Source organism: Emticicia sp. BO119 (genome assembly GCF_013912375.1).
Taxonomy (GTDB): domain Bacteria; phylum Bacteroidota; class Bacteroidia; order Cytophagales; family Spirosomataceae; genus Emticicia.
Window position 1 is genome coordinate 66,184 of sequence record NZ_JACETV010000007.1, and the last position, 16,058, is coordinate 82,241.

At 37.8% G+C, this 16,058-nt stretch carries 17 protein-coding genes; 9 read left to right on the forward strand and 8 right to left on the reverse strand.

All coding sequences use genetic code 11. The features are described from left to right. Window positions 1–58 precede the first annotated feature (58 nt). The gene (locus tag H1R81_RS20680; protein ID WP_181842653.1) at window positions 59–514 is read right to left on the reverse strand and encodes a RidA family protein; all 456 of its coding nucleotides are present in this window, start codon (window positions 512–514) and stop codon (window positions 59–61) included. 55 nt (window positions 515–569) lie between these two features. Between H1R81_RS20680 and H1R81_RS20685 the strand changes: the two genes are divergently transcribed. Together H1R81_RS20685 and H1R81_RS20690 are read left to right on the forward strand one after the other, a co-directional pair. Next, window positions 570–995 carry an ABA4-like family protein gene (locus H1R81_RS20685; RefSeq protein ID WP_181842654.1) on the forward strand — a complete coding sequence of 142 codons (426 nt, stop codon included), beginning with the start codon at window positions 570–572 and terminating at the stop codon, window positions 993–995. Window positions 996–1,185: 190 nt separating this feature from the next. Next, window positions 1,186–1,830 (forward strand): response regulator transcription factor, encoded by a 645-nt coding sequence (locus H1R81_RS20690; RefSeq protein WP_181842655.1) that lies wholly within the window; start codon window positions 1,186–1,188, stop codon window positions 1,828–1,830. Window positions 1,831–1,837: 7 nt separating this feature from the next. On the opposite strand, the gene H1R81_RS20695 is transcribed toward H1R81_RS20690, so the two are convergent. Further along, a complete protein-coding gene (locus H1R81_RS20695) occupies window positions 1,838–3,661 on the reverse strand; it encodes a sensor histidine kinase (RefSeq protein ID WP_181842656.1) in 1,824 nt (607 codons plus the stop codon). A 178-nt stretch (window positions 3,662–3,839) separates the two neighbouring features. Here H1R81_RS20695 and H1R81_RS20700 point away from each other — a divergent pair, with 178 nt between their 5' ends. Next, a complete protein-coding gene (locus H1R81_RS20700; protein ID WP_181842657.1) occupies window positions 3,840–5,456 on the forward strand; it encodes an SBBP repeat-containing protein in 1,617 nt (538 codons plus the stop codon). Window positions 5,457–5,502: 46 nt separating this feature from the next. Here the strand turns inward: H1R81_RS20700 and H1R81_RS20705 are convergent, their stop codons facing one another. The 4 genes from H1R81_RS20705 to H1R81_RS20720 are packed head-to-tail and all read right to left on the reverse strand — an operon-like array spanning window position 5,503 to window position 9,833. Further along, a complete protein-coding gene (locus H1R81_RS20705; protein WP_181842658.1) occupies window positions 5,503–6,294 on the reverse strand; it encodes a LytTR family DNA-binding domain-containing protein in 792 nt (263 codons plus the stop codon). A gap of 18 nt (window positions 6,295–6,312) precedes the next feature. After that, on the reverse strand, window positions 6,313–8,598 hold the full coding sequence (locus H1R81_RS20710; RefSeq protein ID WP_181842659.1) for a histidine kinase: 2,286 nt from the start codon (window positions 8,596–8,598) through the stop codon (window positions 6,313–6,315). Further along, complete coding sequence (locus H1R81_RS20715) at window positions 8,595–9,176, reverse strand: hypothetical protein (protein ID WP_181842660.1); 582 nt, start codon at window positions 9,174–9,176, stop codon at window positions 8,595–8,597. Before H1R81_RS20715 ends, H1R81_RS20710 begins: the two co-directional genes overlap by 4 nt. Before the next feature lie 15 nt (window positions 9,177–9,191). Next, on the reverse strand, window positions 9,192–9,833 hold the full coding sequence (locus tag H1R81_RS20720; RefSeq protein WP_181842661.1) for a hypothetical protein: 642 nt from the start codon (window positions 9,831–9,833) through the stop codon (window positions 9,192–9,194). A 179-nt stretch (window positions 9,834–10,012) separates the two neighbouring features. Between H1R81_RS20720 and H1R81_RS20730 the strand changes: the two genes are divergently transcribed. The 4 genes from H1R81_RS20730 (at window position 10,013) to H1R81_RS20745 (ending at window position 12,609) form a co-directional block, all read left to right on the forward strand. Then, window positions 10,013–10,696: a YafY family protein gene (locus tag H1R81_RS20730; protein ID WP_181842663.1), complete on the forward strand. Its 684-nt coding sequence runs from the start codon at window positions 10,013–10,015 to the stop codon at window positions 10,694–10,696. 302 nt (window positions 10,697–10,998) lie between these two features. Further along, entirely contained in the window at window positions 10,999–11,493 is a 495-nt protein-coding gene (locus H1R81_RS20735; RefSeq protein WP_181842664.1) for a DinB family protein, read from the forward strand. Between the two features lie 44 nt (window positions 11,494–11,537). Continuing rightward, entirely contained in the window at window positions 11,538–12,161 is a 624-nt protein-coding gene (locus H1R81_RS20740) for a GyrI-like domain-containing protein (protein WP_181842665.1), read from the forward strand. A gap of 22 nt (window positions 12,162–12,183) precedes the next feature. Then, window positions 12,184–12,609 carry an SRPBCC domain-containing protein gene (locus H1R81_RS20745; RefSeq protein WP_181842666.1) on the forward strand — a complete coding sequence of 142 codons (426 nt, stop codon included), beginning with the start codon at window positions 12,184–12,186 and terminating at the stop codon, window positions 12,607–12,609. Between the two features lie 49 nt (window positions 12,610–12,658). Here the strand turns inward: H1R81_RS20745 and H1R81_RS20750 are convergent, their stop codons facing one another. After that, entirely contained in the window at window positions 12,659–13,048 is a 390-nt protein-coding gene (locus tag H1R81_RS20750) for a hypothetical protein (RefSeq protein WP_181842667.1), read from the reverse strand. Between the two features lie 72 nt (window positions 13,049–13,120). Here H1R81_RS20750 and H1R81_RS20755 point away from each other — a divergent pair, with 72 nt between their 5' ends. Continuing rightward, window positions 13,121–14,092 (forward strand): AraC family transcriptional regulator, encoded by a 972-nt coding sequence (locus tag H1R81_RS20755; RefSeq protein WP_181842668.1) that lies wholly within the window; start codon window positions 13,121–13,123, stop codon window positions 14,090–14,092. A gap of 14 nt (window positions 14,093–14,106) precedes the next feature. Here H1R81_RS20755 and H1R81_RS20760 read toward each other — a convergent pair whose 3' ends face one another. Further along, entirely contained in the window at window positions 14,107–14,565 is a 459-nt protein-coding gene (locus tag H1R81_RS20760) for a hypothetical protein (protein WP_181842669.1), read from the reverse strand. Window positions 14,566–14,679: 114 nt separating this feature from the next. Here H1R81_RS20760 and H1R81_RS20765 point away from each other — a divergent pair, with 114 nt between their 5' ends. After that, window positions 14,680–15,963: a hypothetical protein gene (locus H1R81_RS20765; RefSeq protein WP_181842670.1), complete on the forward strand. Its 1,284-nt coding sequence runs from the start codon at window positions 14,680–14,682 to the stop codon at window positions 15,961–15,963. Window positions 15,964–16,058 lie beyond the last annotated feature (95 nt).

Here is a 16,058-nt window from a genome sequence, read left to right on the forward strand (position 1 = left end):
AAGGATAAAAATTCACATTAAAAATGTTGCTTTATGAAGTTTTGCGATATTATTTCATTTATTTTCGACGAATCTTCGGTAAAATAGCTATTACAGCAATTTCAATATTTGCCCCTCCTGGCAGGTTGGCTACACCGATGGTGGTGCGCGCAGGGAATTTTCCTGTGAAATACTGGCCATATAGTTCGTTTACTTTGGCAAAATTCGCAATGTCTTTCATGTAAATAGTAGTATTCACAATGTCTTCCATTTTAGCTCCGGCAGCTTCTACTATAGCTTTGATGTTTTCCATGATCTGAGTAGTTTCTGCTTCTACACCTCCCTCAACCAATTTTCTTGTTTCAGGTTTTAGCCCGATTTGTCCGGCAACATAGAGCATACCGTTAGCTTTTACGCCCTGACTGTAAGGAGCAATCGGAATGGGGGCTTTTTTAGTCTCGACAATTTCTTTGTTCTGACCAAATGTCAATAAAGTGGAAAAGGCTAACAAGCCGGTTAATAGAAGTTTATTCATGTATTTTTGATTTTTGCCTGCAATTTTCTAAATTTTGTAATTAAAATCAAAGTATATGAATGCGGAAACTGTTTTTTCTTTGGTGAATACATTGGTAATGCCCCAATGGCTATTGATGATCTTTGCACCCCACTGGAAGTGGACGCAAAAACTGGCAGATTCTTATCTTATTCCGGTATTACTGGCTGTTATTTATGCTTTTTATATTGTGATAAGCCTGAGTAACCTCGATTTTATGTCGTTCAGTACCCTTGCAGGTATTAAGGCTCTGTTTTCAGAAGAACAAAGTGTTTTGGCCGGATGGATTCATTACCTGTGTTTTGATTTAGTAGCAGGTACATGGATTTATAAAGATTCCATAAATAAAAATATCAATCGGATAGCAGTTGGCATTTGTCTGTTTTTTTGCCTGATGTTTGGGCCGATTGGGTTTCTATTGTATTGGATAAGCCGAAAATTTGCCAGGCCCCAAACAAAATAATATTATTACGTGCAAAACCATACAATCTAATCTTTTCAGATATTATTACAGGAAGCCCAATTCTGATAGGCAAGCGGGCTACATAAGTATTTCCTTTAAAGCTTTTTGGTATCTTATTTCGTTTTAATTTTGGATATTTGCACTTATAAAAGCTATTTACTCTTTACTTAGGAGAAAAACTACATTTCAGATGCGGATTTTAATTGCCGATGACCATGAAATTTTTTTAGATAGTCTATCGCTATTAATCGCGACATTTCCTGATGTTGAGTTAGTCGGAAACTGTAAAAGTGGGACAGAGGTTATTAATTTTGTTAAAAATGATGAGATAGATTTATTGATTACTGATTATCGGATGCCCCTGATGTCAGGTATTGAACTGACTATTTTTCTTAGACAACATTACCCTGAAATCAAGGTGCTGATGCTATCAGTTTCAGAAGAAGCCGAAATGATTCGTGAGGCATTTCAGGCAGGTGTCTGGGGTTATATGATGAAACGGGCAGGGAAAACAGAACTCCAGAAAGCAATACAAACCATTAAAAGTGGCCAGAAATACTTTAGTGAGTCAGTTGTTTTTGAATTAATGAGACTGGGTCTGACTGATAATATTCCAAAAGACGACATACCTCATGAATTCAGCCAGCTAACAGAAAGAGAAATTGATATTATCCGTTTACTTGCCAACGAGCTATCTTCCGGCGAGATTGCAGAAAAACTGTTTATTGCTCCTAAAACAGTAGAAACCCATCGGCATAATATTCTGAAAAAACTAAATGTTAAAAATACTGTCGGTATCATTAAGTATGCCATTAAAAACGGGCTGGTAGATTAATGGTGTTTTACATAGGTACTTCCAGCTGAACATCTGTGCCTGTACCGCCATCACTCATTATTTTTACACTTCCTCTCAAAGATTCAATCCGGGAATGAATGTTTTTTAAACCCAAAGTATTCATATTATTCAGGTGATTATTGAATCCTATTCCATTGTCTTTCACTGAAATCTTCAATAGTTTTTCTTCTTTGAGTATCGAGATAATGGCATTCTTAGCCTGCGCATGTTTCAGAATATTATTAACCAGTTCGAGGATAGTGCTGTAAATCTCATATTCACTTCTTGGAGAAAGACTTAATTGCTTTGACTGAATCTTTGTATCAAAACGTGTTCTGTCTATCAGATTCAACATTTTGACCAGATTCTCCACCGCTACAATTAAACCATATTTTTCTAAATCTTCGGGCAGAAGATTGTGCGAAACCAGCCGGACATCAGAGTAAACCTCGTTAATGAATCTCAGAGTTGAATCATAATTTTTGCGTTCTTTCTCTGTAAAATTCTCGTTTTCAAGTAATTCTACACGCATTTTTACACCCAGAATTTTATTTGAAATATTATCGTGTAGTTCAGAAGCCATGCGTTTACGTTCCGTCGTTTGTCCTTTCAGTAAAGCCTCCTGAATCTCCTGATTTTTTTTACGGAGTTGTCTGTTTACAAAAAAAACATAGCCTGCGATACATAAACCTAACACCCCCCCAATCGAGAGAAAATTTCTGGTTTGAGTCAATTGTTGATTTTCGAGTGCTTGTATCTGGTTCTTTTGTTTCTCGTCTTCATATTTCAGTTGCCACTCCAGATATTGCCCTAAAGCTTCTTTATGCTGGCTGTCCTGTTCATAAGCCTGCATTTTTTCAAAATAGCCAAGGGCTTCCTGTGGCTTGCCAAGGTTTTTGTAAGACTCATAAAAAATTTTATTTAAAGCATAATCGAAAGTAGGCAATTTCATGCTTTTCAATGCCTGTTCTCCGATTTTGGCTTCGTTGATGGCATTCTGATATTCCTTTTTTTCGAGATAATAATTACCTAAAGATAAACCATTATTAGTTAAGAAATACTTGTCCATTCCGTCTTTTCGTGGCTTTTGGGCAATGGTTTTTATTTCATTGATTATCCTGAAACCCTCTTGTTTTTTACCCGAATAGACCAGACAAAGCCCCTCATACCATTTACCTACAAAATGTTGATAGAAATTTTTTTCGGGGTCTGCTTTTGTTATCTCCCATGCTTCAATAGCATAATTTTTTGCTCTTCCGTAGTTTTTGTGCCTGAAATAATATTGCATCAGACTCAAATCCAAGTTAGCAACCTGCCCGGGATTCCCCTGTTTTTTCATTAATACCAAGCCATCTGACAGGTAGTTTAAATACTTTTTTTCGGTTTTCTGATCGCTAATAGGTCTATTATAAAAGTAGTTGGTAATAATTACCGCAAGATTAGAAAAGGCAATTATATACATTTTTTCGTTTCCGAGTTGTCTGAACAGTTTAATGGCCGATTCCATGTCTTTGAATGCAAGCGTAGTATAACCATTCAGATGATAATTCCTGCTGTTTGCCAGATAGCTATAGGCAATACTTTGATTCCATTTTGAACTCTTACTGAATCTGTTGAGAGAGTCTGTCCATACTTGTCGAAGTTCCGGTTCGGCTAATGAAATCATACTGCAAATAGTATAAATTGAAACAGTCAATGAAGAGTCTCTCTCCACCGATGAGGCTTTGTCAGTGAATTGTCGAACAACTGTTTTCAGACTGTCAATTTTAAGGGTTTGTCCAAAAGTTTTTACCGGAAGTATCAACAGGAGTATGAGGGTGATTTTTCTCATTTCTATGCATAATATTGATCGAATGTAGCGTCATTTTATTGGTTTTGCCAAATTTATAATGAAAATACAGATTTCCACTTACTGAATTTAAGGGTTTTTACTTAGATAAAATACAGAATTTCACGGATTTACAAGTATTGCTTTTTTTGGGAGTTTTGTAAACGATAAAATGATGCCCATGAAAAAACTGATTACTTCTTTTTTACTTGTATTGATTACGCAGGCTGTTTCGGCGCAGACACTAAGTTGGGTAAGAAAGCTTACTGCAGGAACTAATAAAAATGTATATGATGCAGGAGTTGCTACCGATGGACAGGGGAATACCTATGTGGCAGGAAATTTCAGAGGAGATGTGGATTTTGGCGGTACAACCATATCAAATGCTTTTGGGGCTTCTTTTGTTGCCAAGTACAATGCTTCGGGAGGTTTGCAGTGGGTAAAAACTATGACTATATCTTCTAATTTGAATAGCATTTCTGCCAAGCGCCTATGTCTTGATGTTTCCGGAAATGTCATGGTTGTTGGTACTTTTTCCGGGACAGTCAATTTCTCAGGTACTTCGGTTACGGCAACTTATAACTTATCCATATTTCTAATAAAATTTGATAATCAGGGGATTGTGCAATGGATAAAGCAGGAAGGAGGGTCAACAGGGCAATATCACTTGCCGACTTCGGTAACGACTGATAACGCCGGAAATATCTATATGTGCGGATATTTTAATTCTACTATTACCTTTTCAGGAACTACCCTGAATGCTATCGGTAATCGTGATGGTTTTTTTGCCAAATATAATAGTGCCGGAAATATGCAATGGGCGAAACAATTTGGTGGCAGTGGCACAAACGATGATGCCTATAGCATTACAACAGATGGCTCTACCTATGTTTTTGTAACGGGTGATTTTCAGAAAACTACCAGTTTCGATGCAACAGATCTCACTGCTTCAGGGGGTACGGGACATTGGGATGCTTTTATTGCAAAATATGCTATTACAGATGGAGCTTTACAATGGGTTAAACCCATTACTGCTACCAGCAATACTACCACTTTTAGTATTCCGAATGATATTAAAGCCGACGCCAGTGGTAATACTTATATAACCGGGAGTTTCACTTCTCAGGTTAATTTTGGTGGAACTATCCTGACTGCAGTAGGCCTAAACGCCTTATTTGTAGCTACTTATAATAATGCAGGAACTTTGCAGTGGGTAAAACAAGCCGGAGCACCCGATGGGAATCATTTGGTAAACTCTTATGGGGTAGCTATAGATGCCTCTAAAAATGTTTATATAGCTGTATCAATGTATGGTACAATGAATTTTGATGGCACTACGGTTGTTCCTGTAAATTCTGCAGGAGATATGTTGGTAGCTAAATATAGTAATACAGGAGTATTTCAATGGGAAAAGCATACAGCCTCTACCGTAAGCGGTAATCAAAGCACAAGTAAAGGGATAGATGCAGATGCTTCCGGAAATATATATGTGATTGGCTTGTTTCAGAAAGACGTAGATTTTTTTGGAACCACGCTCACCTCTACCGCTACCAGCCTTGTTTTCGATGAATTTATTCTTGTCCTGAAACAGAATAATTGTCCTTTGTCCCTTTCACCTACAGCCACTGTAAGCAGCAATCAAAAAGCCTCCGTTTCTGTAAGTACTACGGGCACAAATACTATCCCCAATGCGTCAAATGTTATTTATCAGGGTGGAAATTACGTGCAATTAAATGTCGGATTCTCTGCGGAAAATGGAAGTGTATTTACAGCTGTGATAGCAGGGAATTGCCAATGATTGAAAATCTGCAAAGGTCATCGTAACCGTGCTACTACGCACAACACTATATCTCCATCAATCGTTTCAGATTATCCCCATAAGTTGATCCTGTTTCAACTTTAGTAGCCTTGGTATCCCGCATTACCACTAAATACTTACCATTGAAATACTTCTGTAATTCCTTAATCAGATGTGAGTTAACAATTGAGGAACGGCTCACCCGAACGAAATGATCAGGCAGTTTTTCTTCCAGGCTTGTAATGGTATAATTGGTCAGATATTGCTTGCCATCGGTAGTATTCAGAAATACATATTTATCTTCTGCTTCAAAATAACTAATGTCAGTTAACGGAATAAACAATATTCTTTCACCCGACTTTACAGAAATAGAATGGGCAGGTGTCTGTTTTTGCGCTGGCGTGCGTTGGGTATCTTCTTTAGCTTTAAACTGCTCAAGCAATTGAAGTAAATTGGCATTCAGCGAATTATCTTCTTTTTTATCGTCTAATTTTTTTAGTTTTTCTATGGTTTTCTCCAGTCTTTCCGATTCAATTGGTTTCAACAGATAGTCAACAGAGTTTTCTTCAAAGGCTCTGATGGCATATTGGTCGTAGGCAGTAGAGAAAATCACCTTTGGCATATAAGATAGGCTTGATAACATTTCAAAACCTGTCATGAGGGGCATTTCAATATCTAAAAATATCAGGTCGGGCTTTTGCGCTTCAATTTTTTCCAGACCTTCCTGTCCGTTGTGTGCTTCGTCGATGATGGTAATGACAGAACTGTAATGCGACAACAGTCTTTTCAAACGGCTGATAGCAAGAGGTTCATCATCAATTAATATAGTCTTGAACATAACTTTCAATTTTATTGGTTATACACTCATTTTATCCAAGGTTTCAACAGGAACTTTGATAATAATGGATTTGTAATCGTTGTTTTCAATTTGCAGGTGGGCATCATTGCCATAAATCAATTGCAATTTATCACTTATACTCCTGAGCCCATAACCTCCACTCAAATCTTCTTTAAAAGCCGGGCCGTTATCATGTATCTGAAATGCTACCAGGTTGTTCTCTTTCGTAATTCTGACATCAATAATACCATGCTCTGTAATTTTAGAGATGCCATGTTTAATTGCATTTTCAACAATAGGTTGTAAGAGAAATCTTGGTATTTTGATGTTTTCCAGTCCGGACTCTAAATGGATAGAGTATTTAAGCCTGTCACCAAATCGCATTTGCTCAATAGACAAATAAGATTTTACGATATCTAATTCTTCGGCAATGGTATGGTAACTCTTGTCAGAACGACCTGTGGTTGCTCTAAATAATTTAGACAGTTGGATGGTCATATCTTCGGCTTTATCAGGATCCTCATGAATCAAGCCAGTGATACTGTTTAATGAATTGTATAAAAAATGTGGATTAATGCGGGCTTCAAGGGCATTTAGTTGTGCTTTGGTTTTTAGTTTTTCAAGATTCAGTAATTGATACTCCTGTTCTGAAATTTTGCGGTCAAGGTCTTTAGAGCGTTGCCAGTTATAAAAAATAATGCAAACGGCAATCATCGGAATCAATATATAAAGTGTGCTATGATTACTAATGCTTGTTTCGTTGTATTTTACTGACATGATTCTCCAATAGTGTGTCCAGTATTTGCCTCCATCATTTTCTACTAAATACAAAGCTTTCTGGAATAGCCGTACCAATGTTAAAGTACAGTAGGTAAATACTATCAGAATGATGTATTTCGACCAGTTCTTCATCAGAAACCGTTCAATGAACAGAATGAAAATCATCAGACTAATAAAACAGGAGAATCCGGTAGTGAGGTTCGCTAAAAAAACAGCCTTATTCTGTTCTGCTTCTAAAGATGTAGGGTTCAGCAATTCTAAAGAAAAATATAAGATACTGTTCAACCCATAAATAAGAAACAGCGCAAACAGCAAAGTATAAAATACAAATTGTGGGTTGAGCCGGTTGATTGCATTTTTAAAGCTTGTTCTGAAACTATTGTTCCGCTCTCTGTAATGAGGTCTTGGAGTGTCAGCAATGGGTGTAGGTGTTTCATTGACAGAAGCCCTTGAACTGGCATCAGGAGCTTTCTCTACATTCATTCTGTCTACCCAGCTATATTGTTTTTTTTTAAGTTCGTCTTCTACGTTCGGGAAAAGCTCAGCTTTGGGGGCATAGATTCTGACATTACCCCCAAAAGATTTTAGTTTCACACTTGCGCCACCACCATTAACACTCCCAAGGATGAAGCCCGACCGTCTGTTACCCTGGAAATTGGGTAGGTCAGGTGCTCTTACATTTGACCCATCTGCTTCAATTTGTAGACCCTGGCTCAAAGGCAATTGTGCTTTGATATTACCACCACTTGTTTCTAACCATAAGTATTCGTTAATGGCTGTTGCCTGAATATTGATATTACCACCTTTGGTAGAAGCACTGATATTCCCTCGCATGTTTTCCAGACGGATATTACCCCCAAATGTAAAAGTTTTGAACTCACCTGAAATATTAAAGGCTTTAATATTACCCCCGCTGGTTTTGGTATAGAGTTTTCCGCTGAAATTCTCCAGTCTGAAATTTCCACCACTGGTATTGCTGTTAATCTCACCTTTTGAATTCTGGATGAGCACATTACCACCAGAGGTTGAAAGGTCGGCTTTTATATCGCAATTGCCTATTTTTATATTTCCTGCTGATGCCTTTCCTTGTATCTCTCCAATCGAATTGGCAATCTTTACATCTCCTACAGCCGTACGAAGCGTTTGCTTGCCAATAAGATTATTTAAAGCAATATCGCCAACAGTTGTTGTCATGATGGCATTGATATTTTTAGGAAGAAAAATACGGAAAGACACCTGAAAAAAGCTTAACCAATCCCATCTCCAGAAACCATTGTTGTGTGCAGCGATTCTTAAATAATCATTCTGTTGCGAGATATTTACCAATTCATATCCCAGTTCTGCCGAGGTAACACTTTCTTTTCTGAAGAAATTGATAAAGAGTCGTTTGGAGGCATATATCTCAATCCTTATCTGATCTTCATCGCTTCCCATGAGTTCAATACCTCCGGTAATGGTTTCTATCTGCACGTTTCTGATACCTTCGGCAGAGACAGTCTTTATTTCTGACGGTAAATAATTCATGGCTTGATTAATTTATTTCTTTGTACAATCCATATCACAAAGAGTGTCTCAAAAATCAGAGTAAACGGAATAATGGAAATGTTTTTAAAGAATAAAAGTACCGGCCATTTTGATGCCGCAGGGTTAAGTAAATTGACTGATTTTAACCACGTTACGAATGGCGTAAATTCAAATATTGAAAATAATACCACATTAACTACAACCGCAATTACTATATAAATGATAAAATTGACTAAAAGCGATATGAAGTTATTAGATAGATTGTATTTAACATTAGTCCAGACCTCCAGCCATTCAGATTTTGTCAGACGAAATATATTTGTAAAGTTTCGGATACCTGCCTGTACATAGCCTTGCCCAATAATGATTAAAACAATTAATAATCTGGCTCCATTTACAACTACTTCTAAAATTGCTTTTGCAATTGAAGATATTTCACCTTGGCCTCCTTCCTGAATAAACCTGCCTATACCTGCCCCTAATCCTAAAATAAATATGAATAAAAAATTTCTTTTCAAGTAATTGTCAGTTCTCTGAATAAGATCAGAGTATCCTAATAAATCATAAGTCTCTTTCATAAAAAAAGGTTTAATTTAATTCGCTTGAGATAATAACCAGTTGGCTGCTCTTTCTCCCCAGTTTGGCGCAATGCTCGAAGCCGGTTTGAATCTGGCAAATTTTGTAAGTGCTTCTTCAAATAAAGGAACTGATTTCTTTTTTCCACCGCCATAGGCTTCTGGTGTAAAGAAAATTCCTTGAGCTTCCAATAATTTGGCTCTCGGGTTTTCAGGATTCAGCTTATTGGCATTCTGTAACCCTGTACTCACAATACCCCCATATTTTTGCCAACGATCTTGTGGAGCTACCGCCATTCTGGCACCTGCCAGATACGCCTTCATTACTTCAATTTCATCGTTATTCGTTTGTAGCTTTTCGGCAGTAGCCAGAAACTTGTCTGCTTTGTCTAACAACATATCTTTTTTGTCGGCATCAGTTTCAGTAAAGGTCAGATTGGCTAAGCCATAAGCAGCCCAATAATTCGGGAGCCATTCATTAGGTTCGGCAGTTGCAATGCGTTCTAATTGACTCACACCTTGTTTGGTATTTTCGATATTTTCAACCTCGCTCAATAAACCAATAGCATTTTCCATTGCTGCCACATACTCGGCTTTCTGAGCGAAAGTTTTAACGAAAATTAAAGATAAAAAGCTGATAGTTAAAATAATTTGTTTCATTTTTGATGGTGTTTAAATGATTAATGATGTCTTGTGCCTGATTGACGATTCAAAATTATCAGGTACAGGAGGGATAAAACAGGAGTTTCTGACGAAGACCGGATTTGAGGGAGTAAAATGGACTTTTACGGGAGTAAATACTTTACTAATTTTGAAGCAAAACCTTCCTGATTTTTCTCATGAACCGTATTGATCGCCTGATGGCTATTGTAACTACACTACAATCCAGAAAATTTGTGAGTGCTGAAAGTATCTCAGAAAAATTTGAAATCAGTGTCCGTACTGTCTATCGTGATATTAAGGCTTTAGGAGAATTGGGTATTCCGGTGAGTTTTGAGAATCAGAAAGGTTATTTTATTGTTCCGGGATATTTTCTGCCTCCGGTAGCATTCAGTATTGAAGAAGCCAATGCACTTTTACTCATGGAAACTGTAACCGCAGGCTTTGCCGATAAATCTATCAGAAAACATTATTCTTCTGCCCTGAATAAAGTAAAGTCAGTACTAAGAACCAGTCAGAAAGAAAAAATAGAGTTGCTAACCGATAATATCAGACTCCAGGTACCTCAAAGACTAAATAACGATTTTGAATATTTAAGTACTATACAGAATGCAATTATTGCCAGAAATATTTTAGATATAGAGTACATAAATAATAAGGAAGAAGTCAGCAGACGACAGGTAGAAGCCATAGGGCTCGTTTTTTATGCCTTTAGCTGGCACATGATAGCCTGGTGCCATCTGCGTAAAGAATATCGTGACTTTAAGGTTTCACGCATTCGTAGTATAAGTGATATGGGTGTTTCTTTTAGAAAATCTGATCATATCAAACTTAATGATTATGATTTGCCCGTGGCTTATTAATAGTTCATTCTTCAATGTCAGCCAATAGAATTTGCCGGCTAAAACTACAAATAGCTTTTTTGAATACATTGCAGGGCTTGAGTACGGCTTATATAGATAAATTATTTCGTTGTTTTCTTAGAAACCGACCACAACAGCAGGCTGTTTCATTCGGTGAAATTAGTGAATAATATCTGCAAATCTGCAATCAGATCCCCCTCCTAAAAAAAATCTGAAAATTTTAAAAATTTCAAAAACCGACTGACATAGGGTTGTCAGTGGGGCCAATTTACTTTGTAAGGTAAACTAAAACACAGCGAAATATGACCATTATTCAGCAATTCTCAAGACAATTGGAGCAGGAAGCTCAGGCCACACGCAAAATGTTAGCGATTGTTCCAAACGACAAGTATGACTGGAAACCACACGAAAAAAGCATGACAATCAAACGCCTGGCCACACACATTGCCGAGCTGCCATCCTGGATAAAAATGACACTCACAACGGATGAATTAGATTTTGCCCATAACCCATACCAGGTAGAAAATGTCAATAATACCGGAGACCTATTAGATTATTTTGAAAGAAATTTAGAAGAGGGCAGAGCATACCTGAAAGAAGAATATGCCGACAAGCTTGATGAAGACTGGACACTCCGCAGCGGCGACACTATTTATAGTGTTGAGCCTAAGATTGATGTATTGCGGATGTCGTTAAGCCAGATTATTCACCACAGAGCACAATTAGGGGTGTATCTACGCTTATTGGACATTCCGATTCCGGGTAGCTATGGCCCAAGTGCTGATGAGAGTTTCTAAACACTATCTACAAAGGAGGCGAAATGCCTCCTTTGGTAAATTTTATGGAAAAATTAGATTTAAGCAAACAATATAAGGCTTACTATACGGCCACAACAAAACCGGCTTTCGTAGAAATAGAAGCCGCAAAGTATCTGTCAGTTTCAGGTAAAGGAGACCCCTCTCACCCAGACTATGCATCTACATTACAGGCTTTGTATGGGACAGCTTATGGTGTAAAATTCTGGTATAAAGCGCAAAAGCAGGATTTTGTCGTAGCAAAATTAGAGGGACTCTGGTGGTTTGATGAAACACAATACAAAGCTATATCAATGGCTTATGCGCCCACGCAAATACCCAGAAGTGAGTGGTATTACCGGATGTTGATTCGTTTACCTGAATATGTTACCGCAGAAGTTATTCAACGAATAGCTGATGAAGTAACTGAAAAAAAGCAGATTGCTTTAGTGAAACAAGTAGAACTCTATGAAATGCAAGAGGGGAAATGTGTGCAAATGTTACACGTTGGGCCTTTTGACAAAGAACCGGAAAGCTTACAACAGATTCTACAATTTTCAGAAGCCCACCAACTGCAAAAAAATGGGTTGCACCATGAAATCTATCTCTCAGATTTCCGCACAACCGCACCCGAAAAGTTAAGAACTATATTAAGAGAACCTGTTAAGTAAAAAAAATAAATCAGAAAGACCTATGACAAAAGAATTGAAAAAAACGATTGTAATCAAAGCATCAAAGGTGGATGTATGGGATGCATTGGTTAATCCTGAGAAAATTAAAAAATATCTTTTTGGCACAGAAACCAGCACTGACTGGTCAGTCGGTAGTCCGATCGTATTCTCGGGTATGTGGGATGATAAACCCTATGAAGACAAAGGAACAGTATTGGCTTTTGAACCCGAAAAATCATTGACCTATAATTACTGGAGCAACCTGAGCGGCACAGAAGACAAACCGGAAAACTATGCCAATATAAGCTATTCTGTTGAAGAACAAGGCAATGAAACGCTTTTAACTATCACACAGGATGGGTTTAAAGACGAAGCAGCTTTAGAACGTTCTGAAGGTGATTGGGGCTATGTATTGGAAGAATTGAGAAAAGTAGCGGAAGGAGAGTAAATTTAAGAGGGGAACCGCTTCCCCTCTTATGCTGTTTACGCCATTCAAATCAGTCTGCTTTCAAAACAAGCTTTTCTTTCAATCCTTTTATCTGTAAGAAAGCCATCAGGGCTACCCATAAACCTACTGCCGAAGTAATGGCATAGCCAATCAGCGTAAAATCAAATAATTGTCCTGCTACTACAATCAGGCTATCAGCTACCCACATGAGATCTAAAGCAATAATCCACCGAACCAGCGTTTTGTTAGTAGTCTTCTGGCGTGAAGCATAATAGACCAGTAAGGCAAAAGCTACCAGGAAAATACCTGTTGCCCTAAATGGCATGGTTTGAGATACGCCAAAGAATTGGGCTATGAACGATGGAAACTCTATCAATAACAGACCTGTTACACCTGAGCTGAGGGCATTAATGAGCAATACATTTTTTAAAGTTGTCATATTATATCAATGGTTAATGATGAAACAAAGGTAGATTTGCCTTATGACTCAGAATTGATAATTTACGACAAAATGAAAATATTAGCATTGCACCTGCACCATGTGATAGAATATGCCAGCATGAGAGGAATCTCCCGACAGGAACTGATTAGTTTATTGGCAAAACCTCCGGCCAATTTTTTAGATGAAACAGAAACCATAAGCAAAGAAGATTTTTACGCGGTTATTGATACCATTGCCAATCAGTTAAAAGAAGAAGAATTAGGTATTCGTTTGGGCAATTTTCTGAATTTAGGTGCTTTAGGGCTTATTTATCAAATATCATTACAAGCTACTACGACAGAAGAAGCACTCTATTATTTGCAGATGTACCTGAATGCAACTTTACCGTTTGTGAATATCCAAACAAGTATTGATGCTGATTGGGTAAGTATTATCTTAAATATTGACAATAAACAGTTAGAAGCCAATCGGATTATTTTAGAGAATATTCTGACTGTGATTGCCAGAGAAGTTGCGCTGATGACCACCAAAGAAGTAAGCATTATTAAAACTTCTCCGTTTTTTACTAAAAATTATCCTGATGATTGGAAAGCTTCAACTCATTATTCAGTCAATTTTACACCTACCATTTTAAAGGCGACTTTGCAGGATAAAAGCAGATTACATTTAGATGTGCTTATACCGGAATATCTGAAACTGATAGAGGGTTTGAAAACAGAAACAGGTTTTGCGAATAAAGTAAGAATAGCATCGCTACACTTGGCAAAGCCCGAATTACCAGACCTTGCCAGTGTAGCAGATGCATTCCACCTTACATCCCGCACGTTTCAACGTCGATTACTTGCTGAGAACACTACTTTCCGACAAATTACCGATGACTTACGTAAACAAATCTCCAATCTGCTCATTCGGCACAACCGGTTCTCTATTACCGATATATCTTACGTATTGGGCTACTCCGAGCCTGCGGCCTTCATACATTCATTCAAAAAGTGGTTTGGTGAAGCACCCGACCGCATGCGTCAAAAAGCTTTTTCATAAATCTGTATGAGCGGTTATTCAACCGCATAATATTTATGTGCATTGAAGGCAATAGGTAGCCCGATCATCAACATCAGGACTACCATGCCCACAACAGCTTGGGTTATATTAAAAGGTCCTCGGGTAACATTCGACAAAGGCACTACGATACGATTCATGATTACCCATACAAATGCGCCGTATAAGAGGCCAGAGGCTATTCTGTTAACAGACAAAAAACCGATTCTGGGGAAAATCCAGAAATAGAAAAAAGTAAAGGCATAGGCTATTATATAATGAAACAGTAAGCCCCAGAGAATCATGATATTTCCACCGCTAAAGGCTTCTTTGCCAAATATCCCGCTGGCGATGTAATGAAATATCTTGCTGGGAAACTTGCCATTCATGATTGTTGATGAAATAATTGCTCCGGTAAGGTCTAATGAGCCTGCAATAAATCCGGTTAACAGGATAACTTTATAATAGGGTTTCATAACAGAGATTAAATGGGTTGGTTTTTCATAGGTCGACGACAGTACAAAAAACTAAATTTTAAATCGTATTTTTACAATCAAAAGCCGTTCAATCCGTGTCAAAATACGTTCAAAATGAATCCGATAGAAGATAAAGAACTGGTGCAACGCTGTTTGCTTGAGTTAAAAAAACAAATGGGCTATGCCGAACATATCAAGTTGTCGCAGCGTGATATGGAGCATTTGAGTGAGGCTATCGAAGCCAGAACAAAGATTCTTATCAGTCTGTCAACGCTCAAGCGTATCCTGAACGGACAGTTCGACAGACTGCCACAAACTTCTACGCTCAATGCCCTTACCATCTTTATCGGTTATACAGGTTGGCACGATTTCAAGACCCGGAAACTCCTGGAAAATCCAGTATCTGCCCTTACCGATGAAATACAACCCCCATCTAATCAAACAAATAGCCGTTCTAAAGCATGGATAGGTGTAGGTTTAGTTGTATTGATTATTATTATCGCTTTTTTATTGAAAACACCTTTATTGGGTTCACAGAATGCCGCAGATAATATTCAGTTTTCTGCAAAGCAGACAAGCTCACAGAATATCCCGAATAGCGTGGTTTTTAATTATAATATTGACAAAGTAGAAGCAGATAGCTTTCATTTTCAGCAATCGTGGAATGAGCGGACTAAAATTGGTATTTTAAAAAACAGCCATACACTCACAGATATTTATTATGAGCCGGGCTACCATAAAGCTAAACTGATTGCCAATGGCAAGGTACTGAAAGAGATAGGTGTAAATATTACGGCCAAAGACTGGTTTTGCTATAGTAAAGCCAGTTTTACAGAACTTAGACCCCAATATTTTAGTAAAGGCAATGCTATACATGATGGGGTATTAGGGGTAACCGACGAAGCCATTGAAGACAATAATATCGATTTTCAGAAAGACCAGATTTATTTTTATACTTTCTGCCCGAAACTGATGGAGGTAGCAGGAGATAACTTTAGCTATAAAGCACGATTCCGCTTACGCAAAATTAAAAATACGCTTTGCCCCTGGATAATGACAGAGGTCTTTTGCGAGAATTCTTTCATGTATTTCACCAACACAACTCCGGGCTGTATCGGTGAGATAAATGCCAAAATCAGTGAGCATGAGATACGAGGCAAAACCACAGATTTATCCCCCTTCGGTTGTGATTTGATGCAATGGCAGGATTTAGAGATACGGGTTATCAATAAAAATGTAACCATCTATTTAGCCCATAAAAAGATTTTTGAAAAACCTTATGAACAATCCCTCGGCCTGATAGCAGGGATAGGTTTTACTTCTAATGGCATTTGTGAAGTGGATAAAGTAAGTCTGGAGGATTTGAAGGGGAGGGTGGTTTATGGGAGTGGGTTTTGATTTCACAACGTGTCACGCTTAGTTTTGACGCCAAAGGTTATTCTTTTTTATACGTATATAATACAATCCTTAAAATTAGATTCAATGTTCAAGGT

Excerpts from the sequence above, each read along its gene's own strand:
- H1R81_RS20715 (WP_181842660.1), bottom strand. The coding sequence starts at position 9,176 with ATGAAAGAGACTTATGATTTATTAGGATACTCTGATCTTATTCAGAGA.
- H1R81_RS20700 (WP_181842657.1), top strand. The coding sequence starts at position 3,840 with ATGAAAAAACTGATTACTTCTTTTTTACTTGTATTGATTACGCAGGCT.
- H1R81_RS20745 (WP_181842666.1), top strand. The coding sequence starts at position 12,184 with ATGACAAAAGAATTGAAAAAAACGATTGTAATCAAAGCATCAAAGGTG.
- H1R81_RS20720 (WP_181842661.1), bottom strand. The coding sequence starts at position 9,833 with ATGAAACAAATTATTTTAACTATCAGCTTTTTATCTTTAATTTTCGTT.
- H1R81_RS20705 (WP_181842658.1), bottom strand. The coding sequence starts at position 6,294 with ATGTTCAAGACTATATTAATTGATGATGAACCTCTTGCTATCAGCCGT.
- H1R81_RS20685 (WP_181842654.1), top strand. The coding sequence starts at position 570 with ATGAATGCGGAAACTGTTTTTTCTTTGGTGAATACATTGGTAATGCCC.
- H1R81_RS20690 (WP_181842655.1), top strand. The coding sequence starts at position 1,186 with ATGCGGATTTTAATTGCCGATGACCATGAAATTTTTTTAGATAGTCTA.
- H1R81_RS20680 (WP_181842653.1), bottom strand. The coding sequence starts at position 514 with ATGAATAAACTTCTATTAACCGGCTTGTTAGCCTTTTCCACTTTATTG.
- H1R81_RS20755 (WP_181842668.1), top strand. The coding sequence starts at position 13,121 with ATGAAAATATTAGCATTGCACCTGCACCATGTGATAGAATATGCCAGC.
- H1R81_RS20695 (WP_181842656.1), bottom strand. The coding sequence starts at position 3,661 with ATGAGAAAAATCACCCTCATACTCCTGTTGATACTTCCGGTAAAAACT.
- H1R81_RS20740 (WP_181842665.1), top strand. The coding sequence starts at position 11,538 with ATGGAAAAATTAGATTTAAGCAAACAATATAAGGCTTACTATACGGCC.
- H1R81_RS20730 (WP_181842663.1), top strand. The coding sequence starts at position 10,013 with ATGAACCGTATTGATCGCCTGATGGCTATTGTAACTACACTACAATCC.
- H1R81_RS20760 (WP_181842669.1), bottom strand. The coding sequence starts at position 14,565 with ATGAAACCCTATTATAAAGTTATCCTGTTAACCGGATTTATTGCAGGC.
- H1R81_RS20765 (WP_181842670.1), top strand. The coding sequence starts at position 14,680 with ATGAATCCGATAGAAGATAAAGAACTGGTGCAACGCTGTTTGCTTGAG.
- H1R81_RS20710 (WP_181842659.1), bottom strand. The coding sequence starts at position 8,598 with ATGAATTATTTACCGTCAGAAATAAAGACTGTCTCTGCCGAAGGTATC.
- H1R81_RS20735 (WP_181842664.1), top strand. The coding sequence starts at position 10,999 with ATGACCATTATTCAGCAATTCTCAAGACAATTGGAGCAGGAAGCTCAG.
- H1R81_RS20750 (WP_181842667.1), bottom strand. The coding sequence starts at position 13,048 with ATGACAACTTTAAAAAATGTATTGCTCATTAATGCCCTCAGCTCAGGT.